Here is a 16,418-nt window from a genome sequence, read left to right as displayed (position 1 = left end):
TTTTCACTCTTCGGGGACCATGACAGTCTAGACACACTTTGCAACAATCCCGTTCCACAGATAGATCAGCAACGCGAATCCCCTGTGGGAGCGGGCTTGCCCGCGATAGCGTTGGGTCAGTCAGCAATGATGCTGGATGTGACTCAGTCATCGCGGGCAAGCCCGCTCCCACAGGTGAACGGTGTTCACTCAATAATCGAAGAACACCGTCTCGGCATCAGTGCCTTGCAAGATCACATTCCACTGATAAACACCGGACGCATCCTGCTTCGCCAGCAAGGTACTGCGGCGCTCAGCCGGCACGCATTCCAGCAGCGGGTCCTCGACGTTCGCCGGTTCGCCCTCAAAGTAAATCCGTGTCAGCAAGTGCTTCACCAACCCGCGAGCAAACACCAGCACCACCAAATGCGGTGCCTGGGTCGAGCCCTTGAGGCCCTCCACCGTTCCAGGCTTGATGGTGGTGAAGCGGAAACGCCCTTCGGCATCCACCGGCACCCGGCCGAAGCCCTCGAAGTTCGGGTCCAGGGGTTTGGCCTGATCGTCTTCGGGGTGGTCGTACTTGCCTGCGGCATTGGCCTGCCAGACTTCCAGCATCGCGTCGTTGACGAAATCGCCGTTGCCATCGACGACTTGCCCGGTGATCGCCACGCGTTCACCGAGGGTTTGTTCAACGGTCAGGTCTTCGCGGTTCAGCCAGGTCAGGCCGATGTGGTAATACGGCCCGACGGTGTGGGACGTGGTCGCGTTCAGCGTCATCTTATTTCTCCATCGGCGTGGCTTCGCGGCCGCGCAAGACGATGTCCCAACGATAACCGAGGGCATAGGAAGGGATGGTTTTTTCCAGATCGAACGTGGCGATCAAACGTTCTTTGGCGCGGGTATCGGGCACGCAGTTGTAGATCGGGTCGTAGGCCAGCAGCGGGTCGCCCGGGAAATACATCTGCGTGACCAGCCGCGTCAGAATGCTCGGCCCGAACAGCGAGAAATGGATGTGCGCCGGGCGCCAGGCGTTGTGATGGTTGCCCCACGGATAGGCGCCGGGTTTGATGGTCTGGAACTGGTACCAGCCATCGGCGTCAGTCACGGTGCGGCCGGTGCCGGTGAAGTTCGGGTCCAGCGGCGCGTCGTGCAGGTCGCGGGCATGGTTGTAGCGACCGGCGGCGTTAGCCTGCCAGATCTCCACCAGAATCCCCGGCACCGGCAAACCGTCTTCATCCAGCACGCGGCCGTGGATGATGATGCGCTCACCCAACGGTTCGCCCGCGTGTTGCACCGTCAGGTCGTTGTCCTTCTCGTTAATACGCTCGGCGCCGATGGTCGGGCCGGTGATTTCCGACAACGAATGAGGCAAAAACACCAACGGCTTGGACGGCGAGCGACGGTTGGTGGATTGATACGTCGGGTGCAGGTAGTCCGGCTGGGTGCCTTCCTGCGGGCGACGGTAACCAGGCTTGTCAGTCATTTCGCTTTCCTCTGTTCTTATGAGTCTGCCGGGTGTCAGACGCGTTCGATGGCCAGGGCCAGACCCTGGCCTACACCGACGCACATGGTCGCCAGACCTTTCTTGCCACCCGTTTTTTCAAGCTGATGCAACGCGGTCAGCACCAGACGCGCACCGCTCATGCCCAACGGATGGCCCAAGGCAATGGCGCCACCGTTCGGATTGACCTGGGCCGCGTCGTCCGCAATACCCAGTTCGCGCAGCACCGCCAGACCCTGGCTGGCGAAGGCTTCATTGAGTTCGATCACGTCGAAATCGCTGACAGCCAAACCCAGGCGTTCAGTCAGTTTGCGCACTGCCGGCACCGGGCCGATGCCCATGACACGCGGTGCGACGCCGGCGCTCGCCATGCCCAGCACTTTGGCACGAGCGGTCAGGCCGTGCTTCTTCACCGCTTCGGCGGAGGCCAGAATCAACGCCGCGGCACCGTCGTTCACACCGGAAGCGTTGCCGGCAGTGACGGTTTTATCGGGACCGTTGACCGGTTTCAGTTTGGCCAGGGTTTCCAGCGTGGTATCGGCACGAGGATGTTCATCCTGGCTGACGACGGTTTCCCCTTTCTTGTGGGCAATCCGCACTTCGACGATTTCTTCAGTGAAAAATCCTGCGGCTTGCGCGGCAGCTGTCCGCTGCTGGCTGCGCAGGGCGAAAGCGTCCTGATCCTCGCGGGACACTTCGTAATCGTCCGCTACATTGTCGGCGGTCTGCGGCATCGCATCGACGCCGTACTGGGCTTTCATCAACGGGTTGATGAAGCGCCAGCCAATGGTGGTGTCTTCGAGCTTCATGTTGCGCGAGAACGCCGCATCGGCCTTGCCCATCACGAACGGCGCGCGGGACATCGACTCGACGCCGCCCGCAATCGCCAGCTCCATTTCACCGCTGGCAATGGCGCGGAATGCAGTGCCGATGGCGTCCATGCCCGAAGCGCACAGGCGATTGAGGGTGACGCCCGGAATGCTTTCCGGCAGCCCGGCCAGCAGCAGCGCCATGCGTGCGACGTTGCGGTTATCTTCGCCGGCCTGGTTGGCGCAACCGAGGAACACCTCGTCCACGGCCGTCCAGTCCACCGACGGGTTGCGCTCCATCAAGGCCTTGATCGGCACAGCGGCGAGGTCGTCGGCACGAACCGCCGACAAACCGCCACCGAAACGGCCGATGGGGGTGCGAATCGCGTCGCAGATATAAACGTCGCGCATCAGGCTTCTCCGGGTGCTTGGCCGTGGGCGGCGGCGGTGCGGGCTTCCAGATCCCTGAGCGCCTTGAGTTCAACGTCGGTGGGCTCGGCGGTGTGTTCAACCGTGTCCGCAAAACGAATTGCCCAACCGGTGGCGGCTATCACCTGCTCGCGGGTCACGCCTGGGTGCAGCGCGGTGACCACGAATTCATGGGTGTCCGCTTCCGGTTCCATGATGCACAGGTCGGTGATGATACCGACCGGACCTGCGCCCGGCAGACCAAGACGCTTGCGCGAATCGCCGCCCTCGCCGTGGCCGACCGAGGTGATGAAGTCGAGCTTGTCGACGAAGGAACGCGCCGACTGTTTAAGGATGATCAGCACGCTTTTCGCCGAACCGGCGATCTCCGGCGCACCACCGGCACCCGGCAGGCGGACTTTCGGCTGGTGGTAGGTACCCACCACCGTGGTGTTGATATTGCCGAAGCGGTCGACTTGCGCGGCACCAAGGAAACCGACGTCGATGCGCCCGCCCTGCAGCCAATAGCGAAAAATCTCACCGGTCGGCACGACGGTGTCGGCGGTTTCTGCCAACTCGCCGTCACCAATCGACAGCGGCAGTACGCTTGGCTTGGCACCGATCGGACCCGATTCGTAGATCAGGACCACATCCGGAGAAGAAGTCAGTCGCGCCAGGTTGGCCGCTTTCGACGGCAGGCCGATGCCGACGAAGCACACCGAACCGTTCTTCAGGCGGCGGGCGGCGGCGACGGTCATCATTTCATTGGTGGTGTAAGTCATTACTTGGCCTCCGAAGCAGCGGCCAGCTTGGCCTGGAACTCGCTGAAGTCAGCGCAGCCGTGGATGTATTCGTTGATCCACGCGGTGAAGGTTTCACGGTCGCGGGCAATCGGGTCCCAGGCTTGGTAAAAGCGGTTGTCACGCTCGTTGTAACCGTGAGCGTAGGACGGATGCGCGCCGCCAGGGACGTGGCAGACCGCGCTCAAAGCCCAGGTCGGCAGCACGCAGGAGTTCATCGGTGCATTGAGGTCGTCGACAATTTCCTCGACGGTAACGATGCAACGTTTGGCGGCCAGCGCGGCTTCTTTTTGCACGCCGAGAATGCCCCAGAGCAAAACGTTGCCTTTACGGTCGGCTTTCTGTGCGTGAATCACGGTGATGTCCGGGCGCACTGAAGGTACGGCCGCCAACACTTCGCCGGTGAACGGGCAGGTAACGGTCTTGATCAGCGGGTTGACCTTCGGCAAGTCGGAACCGGCGTAGGCACGCAGTACCGCGAACGGTAGGCCGGAAGCACCTGCGACGTAGGCATTGGCCAGATCGGCGTGGCTGTGTTCTTCGATTTCCAGCGCGTGCGGCCACTGTTTCTCGACAGCGTCACGCAGACGGTGCAGCGAACCAACCCCCGGGTTACCGCCCCAGGAGAAAATCAGCTTTCGGGCACAACCGGCGCCGATCAACTGGTCGTAGATCAGGTCAGGCGTCATCCGCACCAGCGTCAGATCTTTCTTGCCCTGGCGAATGATTTCATGACCCGCCGCGGTAGGGATCAGGTGAGTGAAGCCTTCGAGCGCGACGGTATCGCCGTCGTTGACGAATTGCTTCACCGCGTCGTGCAGCGAAAGGATTTCAGCCATGGGGCAGGCTCCCGTTTTGTTATGAACCGACAGTGGTAGAAAAAGGCGCGATGCGCGCGCCGGAATGACTAGAGAGTAAGCCCCTGAAAAACCCCAAACAATCCGATAATCGACTGAGTGTTCGTTTATCGAACAGATTGTTGTCTCGCTACCGATCCTTAAAAGCATTGCGGGCAAGCCCGCTCCCACAGGTTGATGCGCAATCCTTGTGGGAGCGGGCTTGCCCGCGAAGAGGCCCTCAAACGCGCCAAAGAATCTGGATCAGACTGTCAGGTCGCATCCGCATGACTGACCATGCCCTTGATCACCACCGCCGCTGTCGCCACCGCCGCCGGAATCACCAGTGCCGTCAGCACCTGTTCGAAATTCCAGCCCAGACCCAGCAGCGTCGCCCCCATCCACGCCCCGAGAATCGCGCCGAACCGGCCAATACCCAGCATCCACGAGACCCCGGTCGCGCGCCCTTGAGTCGGATAAAACCGCGCCGCCAGCGAAGGCATCGCCGATTGCGCACCGTTGACGCACATCCCGGCCACCAGCACCAAGGTCGCCAACAGCGTGATGTTGCCCAGGCTCTGCCCTACCGCGTAGGCAAACACCCCGGCCATCAAGTAGAAAATGCCGATGACCTTGTGCGGATTGAACCGGTCCATCGCCCAGCCCACGCCTACTGCGCTCAGCACCCCGCCAAACTGGAAAAGCGCGCCAATGAACGCCGCTTGCTCCATGCTCGCGCCGCTGTCGCGCATCAGCGTCGGCAGCCAACTGGTCAGCAGGTAAACGATCACCAGGCCCATGAAGTAGGTCAGCCATAACAACAAAGTGCCGGTGCTATAGGTGCCGGAGAAGATCACCGCGAACACATTGCGGGCCTTCACGGTTTTCTGTTCCGGCACGCTGAAGCTCGACGCCTGGGCAACGACGGTCGGATCAATCGGCGCGAGGGTCTTGCGCACTGTGTCGGTGCCACGGTTGCGCACAACCAGGTAGCGCGCCGATTCCGGCAGCCAGAACAGCAATACGACGGCGAGGATCAACGGAAGAACCCCGCCGATCAGCAGCAGACTGTGCCAGCCGAAGGCAGGAATCAGCTTGGCCGAGATGAACCCGCCACCGGCCATGCCGAGGTTGAAGCCGCAGAACATGCTGGTCACCAGCAGGGATTTTTTGCGCTCCGGGGTGTATTCCGACAGCAACGTGGTGGCGTTCGGCATCCCGGCGCCAAGGCCCAGGCCGGTGAGGAAACGCAGCACCAGCAATTGATCGACGTTGGTGCTGTACGCCGAGGCCAGGCTGAAGGCGCCGAACAACAGGACCGCGCCGACCAGTACGACTTTTCGCCCAAAGCGGTCAGCCAATGGGCCGGAACCCAGTGCGCCGAAGACCATGCCGATCAGCGCCGCACTCATGACCGGGCCGAGACTGGCGCGATCGATGCCCCAGTCCTGGGACAAGGCCGGCGCGATGAAGCCCATGGCCGCAGTGTCGAGGCCATCGAGGAAGACAATCAGGAAACACAGGATCACCACTCGCCACTGGTAGCGCGAAATGGGTTGAGCATTGATGAAGGACTGCACGTCGAGGCAGTTTCCTACAGCAGACTGAGGCTGGTTCATTATTTTTATTCCACGCAAGAACGCAGTCGGACAGGTGCCAGCCTTAGGCTGGCGCTGCCGCGACATTAATGATCCTGGGGAAACAGCGTCAATTCGATAAACCCGACTCTGTGCGTTTATCGAACAGCTTAGGCAAACAACTGAGCGCTGAGGTCGCGACTGGCACTCAGTAAACCCGGCAGGAAACGTTGCTCCAGTTCGTTGCGGCTGACCCGTCCGGCGTGGGTACTGACGTTAAGCGCCGCCACCACCTGGCCAGAAGCGTCGTACACCGGAACGGCAATCGAGCGCAGGCCTTGCTCCAGTTCCTGATCGACGATGCACCAGCCTTGCTGCCGCACTTCCTGCAAACATTCGAGCAACGCCTCGGGGGTGTGCAAGGTTCGGCTGGTCTTGGCCTGGAACTCTGCATGGTCGAGGTATTCGCGCAGCGAAGTGTCATCCAGCGCCGCGAGAAGAATCCTGCCCATTGAGGTGCAATAGGCCGGCAACCGCCCGCCCACCGACAGGTCCACGGAAATCAGGCGCTGAGTGGTCGCCGAACGAGCGATATACAAAATGTCATCGCCCTCCAGCGTGGCCATGTTGCAGGCTTCGTGAAGTTGCTCGCTCATGCGGTCCAGATACGGCTGGGCGGAAACCGCCAACGGCGTCGAGGACAGATAGGCATGGCCCAGCGTCAGCACTTTGGGCAGCAATGAATAGGTGCGACCGTCCGTGGTGGCGTAGCCGAGTTTGATCAGGGTGTGCAGGCAACGTCGCACAGCGGCGCGGGGAATTTCCGTGCGGTGACTGATCTGGGCAATGGTCAGGTGTCGCTTGCGCTCCTGGAACGCTTGAACCACCGCCAACCCGCGGGCCAGGGACGTCATGAAATCCGGGTCGCCGGTCAGGGCCTGGATTCGCTTGGCGGGCGAGGCCACGATCGGCGGTGCCACTGAAGCGAAGGAATTGCGCATTTGATCGTTCATATCAGGTCCTTTTCCTACACGGATCAGCGGCTATTACAAGCGGCTTCGGGTCCTGCACACAAGCCACAGGCCGCAAGATTGGGCGATTATCGAACCATCGACCGATAATCGTAATCGACGTCAGGAGCACTGCCAACCTGCACACGCTGATTTTTCGCAGTGGCCGCTACATGCTTTTATTCTTGTTGGGGCGCTGACTTAAAAAGGAGATGTAACGGGGTTAACTTGTTCGACTTTATGGCGTCAGAAACACATCGTTGCAAAGTGACATCATCGCCGCCCTAGTTACCGATGAAAGTTGCGAGTAACAAAACAATCACACAGGTAGAACTACTTTTAACTCTCAAGAGATAGTGTTCTTCAGATCGACCGCTATAATGCACCTCAATGGCGAAGCGGTTTTTACGTGCCGATTCCGCTATTCGGCAGCCCGGTATTCTATCGTCGCTGTCGGCAGCAAGCGCTTGACGCTCATTTCATATGCTCCGCCAACGCGCTCGCTGAAACAGGTATCTGATGCTACGTCAGCTGTTCTTCTCTGGTGCCGTGGCCGCCTGCAACATGGAAGTATTGTTCGCACGCCGTAAAAAGCGATGCCTTTGTCGGGCATTGTCCTTTCGACGAGTGTGGTCAATGGATTTCATGCAGCGCGTTTCACCAGAATTTATCTCAACTCATACAGGTAGCACTGTGACGAAAGACGAACTGCGCGCGGAACTTGAGCGCCAGGAACAACGTTACAAGGAAGTTTACGGCGGGGAAGTCACCACCTACGCCGCTCAGCCCGAACCCGAACGCAAGCCTTGGCGTAAACGCGCCACCGTTCAGGATCAGGCATTCACCCAGGAATTGCAGAAGATGGAAAAGGAACTCAAAGCCGAAGAGCCATGATTACTCCGGCCTGATTCCTTTCAAGGGTTTGCATCTGCACCTGTTAAAAGCAGGTTGTATGGATGATGCCTTTCGCGCCCGCTACAAGCGGGCAGCGGCCACCTCACCCTATGGATGAGGCAAATGGCATGTGCCTGACCCGCTTCTCAGATATTTCACACAAGCGTTCAAGTCTCTCGACCTCACGAGAGAAACCCTTGTGGTTGCGGCCTTTTCATCTGAATTCAATGACTTGCAAAACCCGGTGAAAAGCTGGGGGATGGGCTATCGTCACAAACTAATTCGTTGAAGAATGTTACCGATGAGCACCTAGTGCATCGATTAGCAGTCTTTTCTGGCATAATCGCGCCCCCTTATGACCGGGTCAGAAAACCTTCATGATCGATTTATTCAGCGGACTGGATGCTTGGGTGCTTGTGAGCCTCTTGCTCGCCCTGGCCTTTGTCCTCGCCTTCGAGTTCATCAACGGCTTTCATGACACCGCAAACGCGGTGGCCACTGTTATCTACACCAAAGCCATGCCGCCTCATCTGGCGGTGTTCTTTTCCGGTGTGTTCAACTTCCTCGGCGTGCTGCTGGGCGGTGTGGGCGTGGCGTATGCCATCGTCCATTTGCTGCCGGTAGAGCTGCTGATCAATGTGAACACCGGTCACGGGCTGGCCATGGTGTTCTCGTTGCTCGCCGCCGCCATCACCTGGAACCTGGGCACCTGGTACTTCGGTATCCCGGCCTCCAGTTCCCATACGCTGATCGGTTCGATCCTCGGTGTCGGCCTGGCCAACGCGTTGATCAACGATATCCCGTTGGCCGATGGTGTGAACTGGCAGAAGGCGATCGATATCGGTGCGTCCCTGGTGTTCTCGCCGATGGCGGGTTTTCTGGTCGCGGCCCTGGTGCTGATCGGCCTTAAATGGTGGCGTCCCCTGTCGAAGATGCACAAGACACCGGACCAGCGCCGCAAGCTCGACGACAAGAAGCACCCGCCGTTCTGGAACCGTCTGGTCCTGGTGATCTCGGCCATGGCCGTGAGCTTCGTGCACGGCTCCAACGATGGCCAGAAAGGTATCGGCCTGATCATGCTGGTGCTGATCGGTATTGTGCCGGCGCAATTCGTACTCGACCTGGGCAGCACCACCTACCAGATCGAACGGACCCGCGATGCGACCCTGCACCTGAGCCAGTTCTACAAGCGCAACGCCGACACCCTGGGTGAATACCTGGCCTTGGGCAAAAGCGTGGAAGGCGATCTGCCGGAAAAATTCCGTTGCAACCCGCAACAGACCGAACCGACCATCACCGCCCTGCTCGGCACCCTTAAAGGTGTAGCGGATTACCACTCGCTGACACCGGATAGCCGCATCGAAGTCCGTCGTTACCTGCTCTGCCTGGACGACACGGCGAAGAAAGTCGGCAAGTTGCCTGGCCTCGCTGCCCGTGAAAAGGCTGACCTGGACAAACTGCGCAAAGACCTGACCACCACCACCGAATACGCCCCGTTCTGGGTGATTCTGGCGGTCGCACTGGCCCTCGGCCTGGGCACCATGGTCGGCTGGAAACGCGTGGTGCTGACCATCGGCGAGAAGATCGGCAAACAAGGCATGACTTATGCGCAAGGCATGTCCGCACAGATCACCACCGCGTGCATGATCGGCGCGGCGAACATCTTCAGCCTCCCGGTTTCGACCACCCACGTCCTGTCCTCAGGCGTGGCCGGCACCATGGTCGCCAACAAAAGCGGCCTGCAAGGCGGCACCGTCAGAACCATCCTGTTGGCCTGGGTCCTGACCCTGCCAGCGACTGTGACCCTGTCGGCCGGCCTGTTCTGGCTGGCGTCGAAGGCACTGGGCAGCTGATCCATCGCTGTTGAAAAAGGCGCGTTCCGTGAGGTTCGCGCCTTTTTATTGCCTGCAGTTTGGCATTGCGGATCTGTTGAAAGAGATTGGTTGGGCGTACACCCGCTTCTCACCACTCATTAGGTCGAGCGTTAGCTCGCCTGCTTTTGATTTTGATCTGCCCGCCCCTTTCGGGAGGCTGAGTGGAGGTGTTCATCCGGGGAGTGGCGCGAAGCGCCGTTCGACGCAGTCGAACACGCTGCATGTAGGTCGTCGCGAAGCAGACCGGAGGGCAGTGTCCCCGGATGGATACCGGAGCGAAGGAACGCCGAGCCTAGGCGACAGCTACCTTGACACGTACCGCGTTTGACAAAAGGGACTCGCCGTAAGGGCGAAACCATAAGTGGCCGTTACCGCAGAAATGGATATGCACACCTGAAAGAACATGGTCGGCTGTCAGGCCGCCATCGCAGGCAAGCCAGCTCCCACAGGGCTCTTTATCGTCAGTGAGATTTCGTGGGCAAAAAAAAGGGCAACCGAAGTTGCCCAAAATGCCTTGCGTGCTCATTACATCCAGAAAGAACTACGGTTTACGCTTATGCGAATCCTTCCAGATAAAAAATCCGAACCCTGCGAAAAACAGAACCATGAGGCCGACTGTCAGCACTCCGGCGATCACCACGTTATCGAAAAACATGACGGCTCTCCTGCACTTGCCCTGTTGCGATAGGGCTAAGTTAACCAATCAGGCAGAAGAGAAAATTGACCGGGATCAATGTCGCCCGAGACAGGGCGTAAAGGAGGGAAATAACTGACCTGCATCAAAGGATGCAGGGTGTTTCAGCGCTTTTTCGGCTTGTTCTTCGGCTTCTTCTTGGCTTTACCCAACGGCATCGCCTGCTCAAACGCCTGGCGCACTTCATTCAGACGCTTTTCATTAAGGTCATGAACCCGCTTGGCGCGTTCAGAATTGAGATCAATCAGCTTGTCATCTTGGCTCATGGTGCTCAGTACATCGTATGGCAGGGTTTTCGCAATAATGCGGTCTCGCAGCAGCGCTGACCAGCCACAACCTCAAATCTGGATATCGACCCACAACCCCTGGCGCGGCTGATCTTCCATCAACGGCGCCACCGGCACAGTATTGTCGGCATTGAGCTCGACACCCGGAACCGCCAGATGCTCCTCCGGATCTTCATCGGCCTCACGGCGACGCCGGTCCCGCTCCTGCTTGCGACGCTGCTCCTCGCGCAGCTGAAACGCCGCTTCCTCGGGATCACGCTGTTGCAGGTCGATGGTGCTTTCGTTGGAGCTTTCCTGCACCGGCACGACAGGCGGAATATCCGGGCGCTGGCGGATCGGGTCCTGCTGTGACGTGATCGGCACGGCACTCAAGGGGAGCATCGGTGGCAGCATAATTATTAGTCTCCTGTCAGCAGGCTGTCGGCTGCGGGGATGGCGACTTGAGCCATCGGTCGCAAACTGTGACCGGTTTGGCACCGATTGGTGCCCCGACCTGCAAGCATCGCATCGCTGGGCTAACGTAAGACTGCGAGTTTTTATGAGAGTCCTTTGGCCCTGAAGCCCTCATTCCGTTAAGATAGCCCGCTTTTTCAAGGTGGGAGTCAGGCAGCATGGCGCAGCAGTATCAACCGGGGCAACGCTGGATCAGTGACAGCGAAGCCGAGCTGGGTTTAGGCACCGTTCTGGCACAGGACGGCCGCTTGTTGACCGTGCTCTATCCGGCCACTGGCGAGACTCGCCAGTACGCGCTACGGAATGCGCCCCTCACCCGCGTGCGGTTCTCGCCGGGTGACTCGATCACTCACTTCGAAGGCTGGAAACTGACCGTCCAGGAAGTCGACGACGTCGACGGCCTGCTGGTCTACCACGGCCTCAACGCGCAAAACGAAGTGGTTACCCTGCCGGAAACCCAGCTGTCGAACTTCATTCAGTTCCGACTGGCCAGCGACCGTTTGTTCGCCGGGCAGATCGACCCGCTGGCCTGGTTCTCCCTGCGCTACAACACCCTGGAACACACCAGCCGCCAGTTGCAATCCTCGCTCTGGGGCCTGGGCGGCGTGCGTGCGCAGCCGATCGCGCACCAGCTGCACATCGCCCGTGAAGTCGCCGACCGCATTGCGCCGCGGGTTCTGCTGGCCGACGAAGTGGGCCTGGGCAAAACCATCGAAGCCGGCCTGATCATCCACCGCCAACTGCTCTCGGGCCGCGCCAACCGCGTGCTGATCCTGGTTCCGGAGAACCTGCAGCACCAGTGGCTGGTCGAGATGCGCCGCCGCTTCAACCTGCAAGTCGCGCTGTTCGACGAAGAACGTTTCATCGAAAGCGATGCCGCCAACCCGTTCGAAGACACTCAGCTTGCGCTGGTTGCCCTTGAGTGGCTGGTGGGCGACGAGAAAGCCCAGGACGCGCTGTTCGCCGCCGGTTGGGACATGATGGTCGTCGACGAAGCGCACCACTTGGTGTGGCACGAAGAAAAAGCCAGCCCGGAGTACTCGCTGGTTGAACAACTTGCCGAAGTCATTCCCGGCGTACTGCTGCTGACCGCCACCCCGGAACAACTGGGCCAGGACAGCCACTTCGCGCGTCTGCGCCTGCTTGACCCGAACCGTTTCCATGACCTGCACGCCTTCCGCGCCGAGAGCGAGAACTATCGCCCGGTGGCCGAAGCCGTTCAGGAGCTGCTGGACAAGGGGCGCCTGTCCCCCGAAGCGCACAAGACCATTCACGGTTTCCTCGGCAACGAAGGCGAAGCCTTGCTGACCGCCGTGAACGATGGCGACACCGAAGCCAGCGCCCGCCTGGTCCGCGAACTGCTGGACCGCCACGGCACCGGCCGCGTGCTGTTCCGCAACACCCGCGCCGCCGTGCAGGGTTTCCCGGAACGCAAACTGCATCCGTACCCGCTGCCATGCCCGGACGAATACCTCGAACTGCCGCTGGGCGATCACGCCGAGTTGTACCCGGAAGTCAGCTTCCAGGCCCAGCCGGACGCCAACGAAGAAGAACGCTGGTGGAAATTCGACCCGCGCGTGGAATGGCTGATCGATCAACTGAAGATGCTCAAGCGCACCAAAGTGCTGGTGATCTGCGCCCACGCCGAAACCGCCATGGACCTGGAAGACGCCCTGCGCGTGCGCTCCGGCATTCCGGCCACGGTGTTCCACGAAGGCATGAACATCCTTGAGCGTGACCGCGCTGCCGCTTATTTCGCCGACGAAGAGTTCGGTGCGCAAGTGCTGATCTGCTCGGAAATCGGCAGTGAAGGTCGCAACTTCCAGTTCTCGCACCACCTGGTGCTGTTCGATCTGCCCTCGCACCCGGACCTGCTGGAGCAGCGTATCGGTCGTCTGGACCGGATCGGCCAGAAGCACATCATCGAACTGCACGTGCCGTACCTGGAAACCAGCCCGCAAGAACGTCTGTTCCAGTGGTACCACGAGGCGCTGAACGCGTTCCTCAATACCTGCCCGACCGGCAACGCCTTGCAGCATCAGTTCGGCCCGCGCCTGCTGCCACTGCTGGAAAATGCCGACGATGGCGAGTGGCAAGCGCTGATTGACGAGGCCCGCGCCGAACGCGAGCGTCTGGAAGCCGAGCTGCACACCGGCCGTGACCGTTTGCTGGAACTCAACTCCGGCGGCGCTGGCGAAGGTGATGCGCTGGTCGAGGACATCCTCGAGCAAGACGATCAGTTCGCCCTGCCGATCTACATGGAAACCCTGTTCGACGCCTTCGGTATCGACAGCGAAGACCATTCGGAAAACGCCCTGATCCTCAAGCCGAGCGAAAAAATGCTCGACGCCAGCTTCCCGCTGGGCGACGACGAAGGCGTGACCATCACTTACGACCGTAACCAGGCACTGTCTCGCGAAGACATGCAGTTCATCACCTGGGAGCACCCGATGGTGCAGGGCGGCATGGATCTGGTGCTGTCCGGCTCGATGGGCAACACCGCCGTGGCGCTGATCAAGAACAAGGCGCTGAAACCTGGCACCGTGTTGCTGGAACTGCTCTATGTCAGCGAAGTGGTTGCACCGCGCTCGCTGCAATTGGGCCGTTACCTGCCGCCAGCCGCCCTGCGCTGCCTGCTCGATACCAATGGCAATGACTTGTCGGCCCGTGTGTCGTTCGAGACCTTGAACGACCAACTGGAAAGCGTGCCCCGTGCCAGCGCCAACAAGTTCATCCAGGCTCAGCGCGATCAACTGACGCCACGGATCAACGCGGGCGAAGAGAAAATCTTCCCGCGTCACGCCGAGCGAGTTGCCGAAGCGCAACGTCGTCTGGCGGCCGATACCGACGAAGAACTGGCGCGCCTGACCGCGTTGCAAGCGGTCAATCCGACCGTGCGTGACAGCGAGCTGGTTGCGTTGCGCAAACAGCGTGAGCAAGGTTTGGCCATGCTCGACAAGGCTGCGTTGCGACTGGAAGCGATTCGGGTGTTGGTGGCGGGTTAAACCGCCCTGCTCCACCGCTGAAAACAAGAAGGCCCGCAGCGATGCGGGCCTTTTTTATTGCCTGAAATTTGATGCAGTGATGCTGATGGCCGCATCGCTAGCAGGCTAGCTCCCACAGGGGATTTGTTAACGCTGTAGATCCAATGTGGGAGCCAGCCTGCTGGCGATAGCGATTATGCAGTCGCCACTGCAACATCAGGTTCACCCACAGCGACCAACCCATCCTTCATCCGCTTGGCATCCCGAACAAAACACCGCGACGCCAGGAACAGAAACACCATGGTGAAAAACAGCGCCACCGGGATCAGATACATCGCGTCATGCAACCCGACCGCCTTGAATGCCTCGGTCATCTGCTCGACGCCCGCCGCGGCCATCGCCGTATGCGCAAAGTGGTCGGACAAACCGCCCACCACCACCGGCCCCAATCCGCCGCCCAGCAGGTACAACCCGGCAAAGAACAGCGCCATCGCCGTGGCCCGCAAGCGCGGTTCGACCACGTCCTGAATCGCCGTGTAAACGCAGGTGTAGAAGTTGTAAGCGAACAGCCATCCCAGACTGAACACCGCGACGAATACCCCGATTTCGACCCGCCCGGCATGCAGCGCCCACGCCGTACACACGGTCGAGATGATCAGGCTGAACGCTGCAAACAGCAGGCGTCCATTGGCCACCCGCTGGTGAATCTTGTCGGCGACCCAGCCACCGAGCGTCAATCCGAACAACCCGGTCACGCCGACGATCACCCCGGTCGCCACCGCGGCTTCCTGCAACGGCATCAGGAAGTAACGCTGCAGCATTGGCACCATAAACGAGTTGCAGGCATAGGTGGCAAAGTTGAAACACAGCCCCGCCATCACTAACCACAGGAAGGTCGGCACCGCCAACACGCGACGGATCGGCCGGTCGATGCGTTCCTGGGAGACTTGCACGCTCTCCGCGGCGCCGCGTTTCGGCTCCTTGATGTAGAACATGAAGATCGCCAGGATCAGCCCCGGTACCGCCGCGATGAAGAACGGCGCGCGCCAGCTGTCGAACGCCTTGACCATGGCGCCAATGGTGAAGAAGGCCAGCAGCAGGCCCAGCGGCAGGCCGAGCATGAAAATGCCCATGGCCCGCGCGCGACGGTGAGCCGGGAACAGGTCGCCGATCAGCGAGTTGGCGGCCGGTGCGTAACTGGCTTCGCCGATGCCGACGCCCATGCGCACGATCAGGAACGCCCAGAAATTGCCCACCAGCCCGTTGACCGCCGTCAGGCCACTCCACGCCGCCAGGCCCCAGCCCATCAGTTTGCTGCGCGAACCGGTATCGGCCATTCGCCCCAGCGGCAGGCCGGCTATGGCATAAACGATGGTGAATGCAGTACCGATGATGCCCAGCTGAAAGTCGCTGAGGTGCCATTCCATGCGGATCGGTTCAATGATGATGGCCGGGATGGTGCGATCGAAGAAGTTGAACAGGTTGGCCAGGAACAGCAGGAACAGAATGCGCCAGGCATTCGCCGCTTGGGTCGAGTTCTGCATGGGGTCCGTCTCTTTTATTGTTATTGGGGCCTCGCTGTCCCCGGAACTTTCAATCTAGTCAGGTCCGCCAAAGCTGTCTGTAATTATTCGTAATGCTGATACCTACCCATGGCTCCAAGCCCAAACCTGTGGGGTCAGTCAGGTCGGTACTTCACCGCCATTGGTCACCTTGAAAAATACCTTCGCGCCCCCCTTCCCAAGCCCAAGGCGAAGCCTAGAATAGCGGCCTTGTCTGCCCCACCGTGTCCCCCATCCCTCCTTTGATTATCGCCCATGTCCGAAGCCAGTCCGTGTCTGAATTGCGGTGCCTGCTGTTCTCATTTTCGCGTGTCTTTTTTCTGGGGTGAATGCACCTCGGCCGGGGGAACGGTGCCTGACGAGCTCGTCGCGCCCATCAGCCCCAGCCGGGTGGCCATGCTGGGCACCGACTGCAAACCCACCCGCTGTGTCAGTCTGGTCGGCGAAGTCGGCAGCACCGTGCAGTGCTCGATTTACGATCAGCGCTCCAGCACCTGCCGCGAGTTCGACGCCTCCTGGGCCAATGGCGAGGCCAACGTGGATTGCGATGCGGCACGGGCAGCGTTCGGATTGCCGGCCCTGATACCGGAATTCGAGTTCCCTTATGAGCAGATCGCCTAAGGCTCCGTACAAGTAATTACAAAATCATAAGCAGCAATAGGCCACTACCGTTTGCACTCTTTGTATGACTTCTATACTCCAACACATTCGCCAGGGTTCATGGTGTCGGTTGGATACATACGGGGCGTC

At 60.1% G+C, this 16,418-nt stretch carries 15 protein-coding genes; 4 read left to right on the top strand and 11 right to left on the bottom strand.

Features of this window, described 5'->3' with window-relative positions:
- Positions 1-189 precede the first annotated feature (189 nt).
- The 7 genes from pcaG to pcaR form a co-directional block, all read right to left on the bottom strand.
- Positions 190-756 carry a protocatechuate 3,4-dioxygenase subunit alpha gene (gene pcaG, locus ACYZT8_RS06385; protein ID WP_461980020.1) on the bottom strand — a complete coding sequence of 189 codons (567 nt, stop codon included), beginning with the start codon at positions 754-756 and terminating at the stop codon, positions 190-192.
- A 1-nt stretch (position 757) separates the two neighbouring features.
- Positions 758-1,462, bottom strand: a complete 705-nt coding sequence (gene pcaH / locus ACYZT8_RS06380) for a protocatechuate 3,4-dioxygenase subunit beta (protein WP_461980019.1) — start codon at positions 1,460-1,462, stop codon at positions 758-760.
- Between the two features lie 35 nt (positions 1,463-1,497).
- Entirely contained in the window at positions 1,498-2,703 is a 1,206-nt protein-coding gene (pcaF, locus tag ACYZT8_RS06375; protein ID WP_461982384.1) for a 3-oxoadipyl-CoA thiolase, read from the bottom strand.
- Positions 2,700-3,479, bottom strand: coding sequence for a CoA-transferase subunit beta (locus ACYZT8_RS06370; RefSeq protein ID WP_461980018.1), 780 nt, complete (start codon positions 3,477-3,479; stop codon positions 2,700-2,702). The genes pcaF and ACYZT8_RS06370 overlap by 4 nt, the downstream gene beginning before the upstream one ends.
- Complete coding sequence (locus ACYZT8_RS06365) at positions 3,479-4,336, bottom strand: CoA transferase subunit A (protein WP_007947285.1); 858 nt, start codon at positions 4,334-4,336, stop codon at positions 3,479-3,481. The genes ACYZT8_RS06370 and ACYZT8_RS06365 overlap by 1 nt, the downstream gene beginning before the upstream one ends.
- 269 nt (positions 4,337-4,605) lie before the next feature.
- On the bottom strand, positions 4,606-5,952 hold the full coding sequence (locus tag ACYZT8_RS06360) for an aromatic acid/H+ symport family MFS transporter (RefSeq protein ID WP_461980017.1): 1,347 nt from the start codon (positions 5,950-5,952) through the stop codon (positions 4,606-4,608).
- Positions 5,953-6,080: 128 nt separating this feature from the next.
- Positions 6,081-6,923 carry a pca regulon transcriptional regulator PcaR gene (gene pcaR / locus ACYZT8_RS06355; RefSeq protein WP_010462552.1) on the bottom strand — a complete coding sequence of 281 codons (843 nt, stop codon included), beginning with the start codon at positions 6,921-6,923 and terminating at the stop codon, positions 6,081-6,083.
- A gap of 690 nt (positions 6,924-7,613) precedes the next feature.
- Here pcaR and ACYZT8_RS06350 point away from each other — a divergent pair.
- A complete protein-coding gene (locus ACYZT8_RS06350) occupies positions 7,614-7,814 on the top strand; it encodes a hypothetical protein (RefSeq protein WP_007935837.1) in 201 nt (66 codons plus the stop codon).
- 377 nt (positions 7,815-8,191) lie between these two features.
- The gene (locus tag ACYZT8_RS06345) at positions 8,192-9,667 is read left to right on the top strand and encodes an inorganic phosphate transporter (protein WP_461980016.1); all 1,476 of its coding nucleotides are present in this window, start codon (positions 8,192-8,194) and stop codon (positions 9,665-9,667) included.
- Between the two features lie 562 nt (positions 9,668-10,229).
- On the opposite strand, the gene ccoM is transcribed toward ACYZT8_RS06345, so the two are convergent.
- The 3 genes from ccoM to ACYZT8_RS06330 form a co-directional block, all read right to left on the bottom strand.
- Positions 10,230-10,343 carry a cytochrome c oxidase subunit CcoM gene (ccoM, locus tag ACYZT8_RS06340; RefSeq protein WP_010462558.1) on the bottom strand — a complete coding sequence of 38 codons (114 nt, stop codon included), beginning with the start codon at positions 10,341-10,343 and terminating at the stop codon, positions 10,230-10,232.
- Positions 10,344-10,486: 143 nt separating this feature from the next.
- Positions 10,487-10,648 carry a hypothetical protein gene (locus ACYZT8_RS06335; RefSeq protein ID WP_007935839.1) on the bottom strand — a complete coding sequence of 54 codons (162 nt, stop codon included), beginning with the start codon at positions 10,646-10,648 and terminating at the stop codon, positions 10,487-10,489.
- 72 nt (positions 10,649-10,720) lie between these two features.
- Positions 10,721-11,062, bottom strand: a complete 342-nt coding sequence (locus ACYZT8_RS06330) for an aspartate-semialdehyde dehydrogenase (protein WP_131059291.1) — start codon at positions 11,060-11,062, stop codon at positions 10,721-10,723.
- Positions 11,063-11,280: 218 nt separating this feature from the next.
- Here ACYZT8_RS06330 and rapA point away from each other — a divergent pair, with 218 nt between their 5' ends.
- Entirely contained in the window at positions 11,281-14,127 is a 2,847-nt protein-coding gene (rapA, locus tag ACYZT8_RS06325; protein ID WP_461980015.1) for an RNA polymerase-associated protein RapA, read from the top strand.
- A gap of 173 nt (positions 14,128-14,300) precedes the next feature.
- Here the strand turns inward: rapA and ACYZT8_RS06320 are convergent, their stop codons facing one another.
- Positions 14,301-15,650 (bottom strand): spinster family MFS transporter, encoded by a 1,350-nt coding sequence (locus tag ACYZT8_RS06320; RefSeq protein WP_461980014.1) that lies wholly within the window; start codon positions 15,648-15,650, stop codon positions 14,301-14,303.
- Between the two features lie 273 nt (positions 15,651-15,923).
- On the opposite strand from ACYZT8_RS06320, the gene ACYZT8_RS06315 reads away from it, so the two are divergent.
- On the top strand, positions 15,924-16,289 hold the full coding sequence (locus ACYZT8_RS06315; RefSeq protein ID WP_461980013.1) for a YkgJ family cysteine cluster protein: 366 nt from the start codon (positions 15,924-15,926) through the stop codon (positions 16,287-16,289).
- The last annotated feature ends 129 nt before the right edge of the window (positions 16,290-16,418 follow it).

It is taken from the genome of Pseudomonas sp. LB3P93 (assembly GCF_054898025.1).
The sequence above is the reverse complement of the archived record's forward strand: the minus strand, read 5'-3'. Positions and strand labels throughout refer to the sequence as shown.